8 protein-coding genes and 1 pseudogene are annotated in these 8,518 nt (G+C 67.5%); 4 read left to right on the top strand and 5 right to left on the bottom strand.

Going from position 1 to position 8,518, the window contains the following annotated elements:
* Window positions 1-76: 76 nt before the first annotated feature.
* The 4 genes from JDV09_RS14275 to JDV09_RS14260 all read right to left on the bottom strand — a co-directional run bounded on the left by JDV09_RS14275 (window position 77) and on the right by JDV09_RS14260 (window position 4,565).
* Window positions 77-1,375 (bottom strand): acyl-CoA dehydrogenase family protein, encoded by a 1,299-nt coding sequence (locus JDV09_RS14275; protein WP_221369795.1) that lies wholly within the window; start codon window positions 1,373-1,375, stop codon window positions 77-79.
* A gap of 20 nt (window positions 1,376-1,395) precedes the next feature.
* A complete protein-coding gene (locus JDV09_RS14270; protein ID WP_221369794.1) occupies window positions 1,396-2,055 on the bottom strand; it encodes a TetR/AcrR family transcriptional regulator in 660 nt (219 codons plus the stop codon).
* A 73-nt stretch (window positions 2,056-2,128) separates the two neighbouring features.
* Window positions 2,129-3,085 (bottom strand): TIGR03564 family F420-dependent LLM class oxidoreductase, encoded by a 957-nt coding sequence (locus JDV09_RS14265; protein ID WP_221369793.1) that lies wholly within the window; start codon window positions 3,083-3,085, stop codon window positions 2,129-2,131.
* Between the two features lie 40 nt (window positions 3,086-3,125).
* Window positions 3,126-4,565 (bottom strand): aldehyde dehydrogenase, encoded by a 1,440-nt coding sequence (locus JDV09_RS14260; RefSeq protein WP_221369797.1) that lies wholly within the window; start codon window positions 4,563-4,565, stop codon window positions 3,126-3,128.
* Between the two features lie 193 nt (window positions 4,566-4,758).
* Between JDV09_RS14260 and JDV09_RS14255 the strand changes: the two genes are divergently transcribed.
* From JDV09_RS14255 to JDV09_RS14240, 4 genes are read left to right on the top strand one after another with little or no spacing between them, the layout of a single operon-like run.
* Complete coding sequence (locus JDV09_RS14255) at window positions 4,759-6,024, top strand: aromatic ring-hydroxylating oxygenase subunit alpha (protein ID WP_221369792.1); 1,266 nt, start codon at window positions 4,759-4,761, stop codon at window positions 6,022-6,024.
* A 2-nt stretch (window positions 6,025-6,026) separates the two neighbouring features.
* Window positions 6,027-6,380 (top strand): hypothetical protein, encoded by a 354-nt coding sequence (locus JDV09_RS14250; protein WP_221369791.1) that lies wholly within the window; start codon window positions 6,027-6,029, stop codon window positions 6,378-6,380.
* Entirely contained in the window at window positions 6,377-7,636 is a 1,260-nt protein-coding gene (locus JDV09_RS14245; RefSeq protein ID WP_221369790.1) for a metal-dependent hydrolase family protein, read from the top strand. The genes JDV09_RS14250 and JDV09_RS14245 overlap by 4 nt, the downstream gene beginning before the upstream one ends.
* Before the next feature lie 45 nt (window positions 7,637-7,681).
* Window positions 7,682-8,134 (top strand): MarR family winged helix-turn-helix transcriptional regulator, encoded by a 453-nt coding sequence (locus tag JDV09_RS14240; RefSeq protein ID WP_221369796.1) that lies wholly within the window; start codon window positions 7,682-7,684, stop codon window positions 8,132-8,134.
* 168 nt (window positions 8,135-8,302) lie between these two features.
* On the opposite strand, the pseudogene JDV09_RS14235 reads toward JDV09_RS14240, so the two are convergent.
* Window positions 8,303-8,518 (bottom strand): annotated as a pseudogene (locus JDV09_RS14235) (hypothetical protein); the annotation flags it as partial.

Below are 8,518 nucleotides of genomic sequence, written 5' to 3'. Positions count from 1 at the left end.
CCCGCGGTGTCCGATTGCGGGGCCTGCCCCGCGGTGTCCGATTGCGGGGCCTGCCCCGCGGTGTCGACGTGTTCGCTCACAGGTTCCCCACCTCGAGTTCCAGGTAGTCGGCGAATTTGGCGCGCGCCGCGTCACGCTTGGCTGGAATCCACTCCGAGGGCCAGGTCCCGTCGGTGGGCCGGTAGTCGCGCAGCACCTGCTTGGCGACCGTGGTCTTGTGCACCTCGGTGGGGCCGTCGGCCAGTCCCATCACCGCTGCACCGGTAACCATCCCGAGGAATGGCACCTCGTTGGTGACCCCGAGTGCACCGTGCACCTGCATGGCGCGCCAGGCGATGTCGTGCAACACGGTGGGCATCACCACCTTGACCGCGGCGATGTCCTTGCGGACCTTCTTGTAGTCGTTGTACTTGTCGATCTCCCAGGCCGTATAGAGCACCATCAGCCGGAACTGCAACAGCTGCGCATAGGAGTCGGCGATGTAGCCCTGGACGAACTGCTTGTCCGACAGCCGGCTGCCCTGTGTCTGGCGGCTGAGCGCGCGCTCGCACATCATGTCCAGCGCCTTGCGGGCCAGCCCGATGGTGCGCATCGCGTGGTGGATCCGGCCGCCGCCCAGCCGGGTCTGCGCGATGACGAATGCCTGGCCTTCCCCGCCCAGCAGTGCGGAGTCGGGAACCCGCACGTTGTCGTAGTGGATCAGCGCGTGCGAGCCCTCATCGGCCTTCTCGCCGTAGAGACCGACGTCGCGGACGATCTTCACCCCGGGGGTGTCGGTGGGGACCAGGAACATCGACATGCCCTGATATGCGCTCACATCGGGGTTGGTCACGACCATCACGATCAGAAACGACGCCGTGCTGGCGTTGGAGGAGAAGAACTTCCAGCCGTTGATCACCCAGTCGTCGCCGTCGCGCACCGCGCTGGTGGTGAACATGGTGGGGTCGGCGCCGGCGTGCGGTTCGGTCATCGAGTAGCAGGAGAACAACTCGCCGTCCAGCAGCGGGCGCAGGTAGCGGCTCTTCTGCTCGTCGGTGCCGTAGTGGGCGATGATCTCGGCGTTGCCGGTGTCGGGCGCCTGACATCCGAACACGATGGGCGCCCACTGCGACCGGCCGAGGATCTCGTTGAGCAGAGCCAGCTTCAGCTGGCCGTGGCCCTGGCCGCCGAGTTCAGGCCCGAGGTGGGTGGCCCACAGACCCCGGCGGCGGACTTCCTCCTTGAGCGGCTCGATCGCCTTGCGCCGCATACCCTCCAGCGGCACGAACTGCTGATGCGGCCAGACCAGGTCGAGCGGTTCGACCTCCTCGCGGACGAACTCGTCGGCCCAGTCGAGCACCTTCTGGTACTCCGGATCGGTCTCGAAATCCCACATACGGCCTCCTTGCCGGTGATTCAGGGTCGGTGTGTGTATCCACGAACGAGTGCGCAGATGTCGGCGGTGACCACCTCGGCGAACGAGCGTTGCCCGAAGGCGTCCGCCGCCCAGTGCCGCGCGCCTTCGCTGACCAACGTCCGGGCCAGGTATGCCAGGTGGCTCACGTCGTCGGGGCCGGTGTGCGCGCCGAGCTTGCCATCGGCGGCGGCGCGCTCGAACAGTTCGGTGAACATGTCGACGCTGCTCTCGGGCGCGCCCCCGGCAGCGAGGATGCGGTGCTCATGGCGGTAGCCCTCGAGGATGGCTTCGATGATGAGCTCGGGCGGGTTGCGCATCATCGATCGCTCGAATGCCGTCAGTGCCGCGGCGACGACTTCGCCGACTTCATACGGCCCGTCCAGTAGGCGGTGGATCGTCTCCTGCGCCGACCGCGTCGACATGACGCCGATCTCGAAGAGGACGTCCTCCTTGCGGGGGAAGTAGAAGTAGAACAGCGCCTTGGAGACGCCGGCCGCGGTGCAGATGTCGGCCACCGTGGTGGTCGGGTAGCCCTTGGTGCGCCACAGCGCCATGGCGGCCTGGACGAGCGCGCGCTTCGTCTCGACTGAACGAGCACGTTGAAAGGATGCGCGACGTTGACCACGGTCAGCACCCTTTGCGTCCTCGGTTCGCGTCATAGACCGCAATCTAGCAGCAAAAGTAGGCGCTGCCAATAGTTGACCAGTGTCTAACTAAATGAGATTTGCGCGACTACAGCCGGGGTCCGATCGCCGCCAGGAACTGCTGGGTGCGTTCGCGGGATGCCCGGCGGGACTCGAGGTCTGCGCCGAGGGGAACGACCCGCGCGGCCAGGTCGGTCACGCCGGCGTCGCGGTAGCGGCGCAGGCGCTCGAGCACCGACGACTCGGACCCGGCGGCCATGGTGTCGCCGACATCCTCGGCGTCGCCGTGCTCGAGCAGGCGCACGTAGTTGGGGGAGAAGTGCGCATGCCCCAGCACCTCGCTGGCGTGTGCGCGCGCAGCGTCGACCTGGTCGTCTGCGCACAGCGCGACGGGCACGCCGGCGACGACTCGGGGGGCCGGACGGTCCGCGGCGTCGGCGGCGGCGCTGATGCGCGGAACGACGTGCTCGGCGATCGTGCGCTCGTCGGCCATCCACAGAATGGTGCCGTCGGCGCGTTCTCCCGCGATCCGGAGCATCGCGGGCCCGAGCGCGGCGAGCAGCACCGGCGGACCGCCGATATCCGTCACGTCCACCGGGCTGTGCACCCGGAAGGCGTCGTTCTCGATGTCGACCGGGCCCGGCCCGGAGAAGGCCGCCGCCAGCACCTCGAGCTGGTCGCGCAGCAGGTGAGCCGGCCGGTCGTACGCAATACCCAGCTGTCCGTCGATGATCCAGTCGTGCGACACGCCGATCCCCAGCGTGAAGCGGCCGCCGCAGGCGACCTGCGTGGTCAGCGCCTGTTGCGCCATGATCAGCGGATGGCGGGTCTGGATCGGGACGACTGCCGTGCCCAGCTCGATGGACGTGGTCCGCTGGCCAAGCAGCGCGATCGCCGTCATCGCGTCGAGATACCCGGGCACCTGAGGGAACCAGAACGATGTGAAGCCCGCGGCTTCCGCGGCGACCCCGTCGGCCAGCAGTCCGGACAACCGGTCTGCGCGGGCACGCTCTTTGTCGGTGCCGACCATCAACCCGATGCGCATGCCACTCCTTCCTCACGGCACATGGTGGACCCGGGCGGTGTCATGCCACGGCGATGGATTTCGTGTCGGTGTAGCCGTCGATTCCCTCTCGGCCCAGCTCGCGGCCGTACCCGCTGGCCTTCACGCCGCCGAACGGCGCGAACGGATCCATCGTGTAGCCCCGGTTGACCCCGAAAGTGCCGGTGCGGATCGCGGCGGCCACGTCGAGCCCACGCTCGTCGTCCGCGGTCCACACCGCGCCCGCCAACCCGTACTCGGAGTCGTTGGCGATGGCGATCGCGTCGTCGGTGTCGGCGTAGGCGATGACCGTCAGCACCGGGCCGAAGATCTCCTCGCGGGCGATCGACATCGCGTTGTCGGCCTGGTCGAACACGGTGGGCCTGACGTACCACCCCTTTTCCAGTCCGGCCGGCATCCCGGCGCCGCCGGTCACGACCCGTGCGCCGGCTCGGATGCCCTGGTCGATGTACCCGCTGACCCGCTGCTGCTGGCGTCGGGAGACGAGCGGACCGGTTTGGGTTGCGGGGTCGGTCGGATCGCCCACCACCAGTGCCTGCACCTCCGCGGCGAGGGCATCGGTGAACTCCGCGGCGCGACTGGCCGGGACCAGAATGCGGGTCAGCGCGTTGCAGATCTGGCCGCTGTTGGACAGGCTCGCCGAGCGGATGCCGGCGGCGACCGCATCGGGGTCGGCGTCATCGAGCACGATCGCCGCGGACTTGCCGCCCAGCTCGAGGCTGACCCGGCGCAGATCGGCGGCACACGCCGTCGCCACGGACCTTCCGGCGGCCGTCGAACCGGTGAAGGACACCTTGTCGACGCCGCGATGGCGAACCAGACTCTCGCCGACGGCCCCGCCTCCGGGAAGCACGCTCACCACCCCGGGTGGCAGGCCGGCCTCGGCGATGATCTGGGCGAGCAGCAGCGCGTTCAGCGGTGACTCGGGTGCGGGTTTGACCACCACCGTGCAGCCGGCGAGCAGCGCCGGGATCAGCTTGGTCACGACGAGGAACTGCGGCATGTTCCACGGCACGATCGCGCCGACGACGCCCACCGGCTCGCGCCGGATCGCGATATCGGGGCCGTACCTGCCCGCGCGGTTCTCCTGCCACGGATAGGACTGCGCCAGGTCGCAGAACGCGTTCATCATCATCGCAGGCAGGCCTACCTGTGCCCGCTGGGCGAAGCTGATCGGTGCGCCGATCTCTGCGGTGATGAGCTCGGCCATCTCGGCGCGCCGCTCCCCGTAGATCTTGGCGAGGCGCCGGATGGTGTCGATTCGTTCGGCAGGGTCGGTCCGTGGCCACGGGCCTTCGTCAAATGCCGTCCGTGCCTCCTGTACCGCCAGGTCCACGTCGGCCGGCCCCGCCGCAACGACCCGAGCCACGGTGGTCTCGGTGTGCGGCGAGACGACCTCGATGTGCGCGTCGGTGCCGGGTTTGCGCCAGGTGCCCGCGATGAACAGCTCGTCGTAGTGCACGTGGCCGGCCTCCAATCCACCCCGAAGGATCAATATCAACTACTTGCGATTGCACGCTCGAGCATATAACGTCGGCCGTGCCGTCTCCTGCGAAATGGCGAAAGAGCAGCTGCGCGTGATCGTTTGCCTGAGAATGAATCTCAGTGCATCGCCGGTGAGCGGTCGGTAAGACTTGCAGTCGACAGGAGACGACATGGCCCGATTTCCGAAACCGCCCGAAGGCAGCTGGACCCAGCACTATCCGGAGTTGGGAACGGGCCCGGTGTCCTACCGGGACTCTGTGGACCCGGAGTTCTACGAGGCCGAGCGCCGGGCGGTCTTCAAGCGTGCATGGCTGAATGTGGGCCGCGTCGAACAGATTCCGCGAAAGGGCAGCTACCTCACCAAGGAGCTGAAGGTCGCCAACACGTCGATCATCGTGGTGCGCACCACCGCCGGCGAGGTCAAGGCCTACCACAACATCTGCCGGCACCGTGGCAACAAGCTGGTATGGAACGACATGCCGTTGGAGGAGACCAGCGGGGTGTGCCGCCAGTTCACCTGCAAGTACCACGCCTGGCGCTACGACCTGGACGGCAACCTGACCTTCGTCCAACAGGAAGGCGAGTTCTTCGATCTCGACAAGAGTCGCTACGGGCTGGTACCCGTGCACTGCGAGGTGTGGGAGGGCTTCATCTTCGTCAACTTCGCCCGCGAGCCGGAGCAGTCGCTGCGCGAGTTCCTCGGGCCGATGATCACCGACCTCGAGGGCTATCCGTTCGACAAGATGACCTCGCGGTGGCACTACCAGTCCGAGGTGAAGGCGAACTGGAAGCTCTACATGGACGCGTTCCAGGAGTTCTATCACGCGCCGGTACTGCACGCGAACCAGTCTCCGACAGCGTATTCGAAGGCCGCCGCGCAGGCCGGCTTCGAGGCTCCGCACTACCGCATCGAGGGCCCGCACCGGCTGGTCAGCACCTCCGGTGTGCGGGCCTGGGAGATGGCCGCGGAGATGCGCAAACCGATCGAGGACATCTGTCAGAGCGGACTGTTCGGCCCTTGGGACAAGCCGGATCTCGGCGAGATGCCCGTCGGGCTGAACCCGGCGAAATGCGATCCATGGGGCCTGGATTCGTTCCAGCTGTTCCCCAACTTCGTGATGCTGTTCTGGGGGCAGGGCTGGTATCTGACCTACCACTACTGGCCGACGTCGCACAACACGCACATCTTCGAGGGAACGATCTACTTTCCGCAGCCACGGACCCCGCGCGAGCGCATCGCCCAGGAGTTGGCGGCGGTGTCGTTCAAGGAATACGGCCTGCAGGATGCCAACACCCTGGAGGCCACCCAGAGCATGATCGAATCGCGGGTGCTCGACGACTTCGTGCTGTGCGATCAGGAGGTACTGATCCGTCATCTGCACAAGGAGACGGCCGCCTGGGTCGACGAGTACCAGCGCAAGATGGCTGAGGTGTGACGATGGCTGCTGCCGGCACCACCGCGACGACGTCGATGCTGCCGCCCGAGTTCGCCGATCTGGAGCCCTATTCCGACTGGTGCCTGGGCTCCGAACCCGAGCGCTACGCCAAGCGGCTGGCCAGCTCGATGCGCGAGATGCAGGCGTTCTACGATGCCGTCACCGCGCGCGCCGAGGAGGCGATCGCGTACTGCGACAAGTTCTCCCTCGACGACCTGCCCGAGGATGTGCTGAACCTGATGCACCTGCTGTACTCGATGATCATGGTGTCGTTTCCCGTCGAGTGCTGGAAGCAGCCGCGGGTTCCCGACTCCGGCGCCACGACTCTGGACTGCGACGCCGAGCCGGTTCCGTGACCGCCGGCGGATCTGGCGCTGTCACGATCCTGCGGGCAGCGCGCTGGGCCGACGTCGAGGCGGGGGTCGTGCACTCGCCGGCCGTGGTCGTGGTCGAGGGAAACCGGATCCAGTCCGTCAATCCGCCTGTGCTGCCGCAGGGTCCGGCCCAGGACATCGACCTCGGCGATGTGACGCTGCTGCCCGGCCTGATGGACATGGAACTCAACCTGCTCATCGGTGGTCCGGGCGGTCCGGAGGGACTGCCCAACCCGATGCACGGGGTGCAGGACGATCCCGTCTATCGCACGCTGCGCGGCGCGGTCAACGCCCGCACGACGCTGGAGGCCGGCTTCACCACCGTCCGCAACCTCGGCCTGATGGTCAAGACCGGGGGCTACCTGCTCGACGTGGCGCTGCAACGCGCCATCGATCAGGGCTGGCACCTCGGGCCCCGGATCTACCCGGCCGGGCACGCGGTGACCCCGTATGGCGGGCACCTGGACCCCACGGTGTTCCAGCGGCTCGCGCCGGGCATCATGCCGCTGTCGGTGGCCGAGGGCATCGCCAACGGTGTGGCCGATGTGCAGGCCTGCGTGCGGTATCAGATCCGCCACGGCGCCAAGCTGATCAAGGTCTCGGCCTCCGGTGGGGTGATGTCGCACAGCACCGCCCCCGGCGCGCAGCAGTACTCCGATGCCGAGTTCGCCGCGATCGCCGACGAAGCCCACCGGGCCGGGGTCCGGGTGGCCGCGCACGCCGTGGGGGACACCGCGATCAGGGCCTGCATCCGGGCCGGGATCGACTGCATCGAGCACGGCTTCCTGGCCAGCGACGAGACCATTCAGATGATGCTCGACCACGGCACCTTCCTGGTCTCGACGACGTATCTGACCGAGGCGATGGCTGTGGACCGGATCGCCCCGGAGCTGCGGAGGAAGGCCGAGGAGGTGTTCCCCCGTGCGCGGTCCATGCTGCCCAAGGCGATCGCTGCGGGGGTCCGGATCGCCTGCGGCACCGATGCTCCGGCGATTCCGCACGGGCAGAACGCCAAGGAGTTGGGCGCGCTGGTGGCGCGCGGGATGACCCCCATGCAGGCGTTGCGCGCCGCGACGATCACCAGCGCCGAGCTCATCGAGGCCGACGACGACCTGGGCCGGCTCGCTCCGGGCTTTCTCGCCGATGTCATCGCGGTGCCGGGAGATCCCTCGCGCGACATCGAGACCACCCTCGACGTGCGGTTCGTGATGAAGGACGGCGTGGTCTACAAGCGCTAACGTCGAGGAATGGAGGCGCACATGAAGGCAGAGACCGGGATGGGTATCGAGCTCACCGAGAACATTCTGTGGCTGCTCAAGCAGGCCTTCTACTTCACGTTGACGACGATGAACGACGCGGTGAGTGAGCATGGCGTCAGCACCGCCCAGATCGGCGTGCTGCGTCAGCTGGCCAACGAGCCCGGCCTGTCCGGGGCCGAACTGGCCCGACGGTTGTTGATCAGCCCGCAGGGTGTGCAGCTGGCCCTTACCGCACTCGAGAAGCGCAACCTCGTTGAGCGCAAGCAGGATCCGCAACACGGCCGGATCCTGCAGGCCTATCTGACCGACGAGGGGCGCAAGGTCGCCGGCGCGGTCGTGCATGACGCAATCGCCGCGCACGACGAGGTGTTCGGGGTGCTGACGGCGGCGGAGCAGCAGACGCTGCGCGATCTGCTCGGGCGCGTCGTCGAACAGGGCACCGGCCACAAGTTGTATCCCGACCACGTGGACAACTGACGATTACGGTCCTGCGGCCAACAGCCTCCTCGCAACCTGCCAGCAATGGTGTGCGCGATCAAATTCCTTTTCGCACCAGTCGAGGTGAGCGCCGACCGGTTCGAGCAACGATGCCCAGAAGTCAGGGGCCGGCTCGGGTGACCGCCGGTTCAGTTGGTGTCCGCGGGCTCAGTTGGTGTCTGGTGGTGGGGGTTGGTAGGGGTCGTACCACCACCAGTCGGCGTGTTCGCCGGTGGGTCCGGGGTAGGGGGGTACCGCGGGTGGGGGTTGGGTTGGTGGGCGGGCTAGTGATGCGGAGCTGAGTTGTCGGCCGTAGCGGTCGGTGACGGTGATGTCAGGGGCGGGTCCGGTGATGGTGATGCCGCCGCGGTGGTGCAGGCGGTG

It is taken from the genome of Mycolicibacterium xanthum, assembly GCF_019710635.1.
Classification (GTDB): domain Bacteria; phylum Actinomycetota; class Actinomycetes; order Mycobacteriales; family Mycobacteriaceae; genus Mycobacterium; species Mycobacterium xanthum.
The sequence above is the reverse complement of the archived record's forward strand: the minus strand, read 5'-3'. Positions and strand labels throughout refer to the sequence as shown.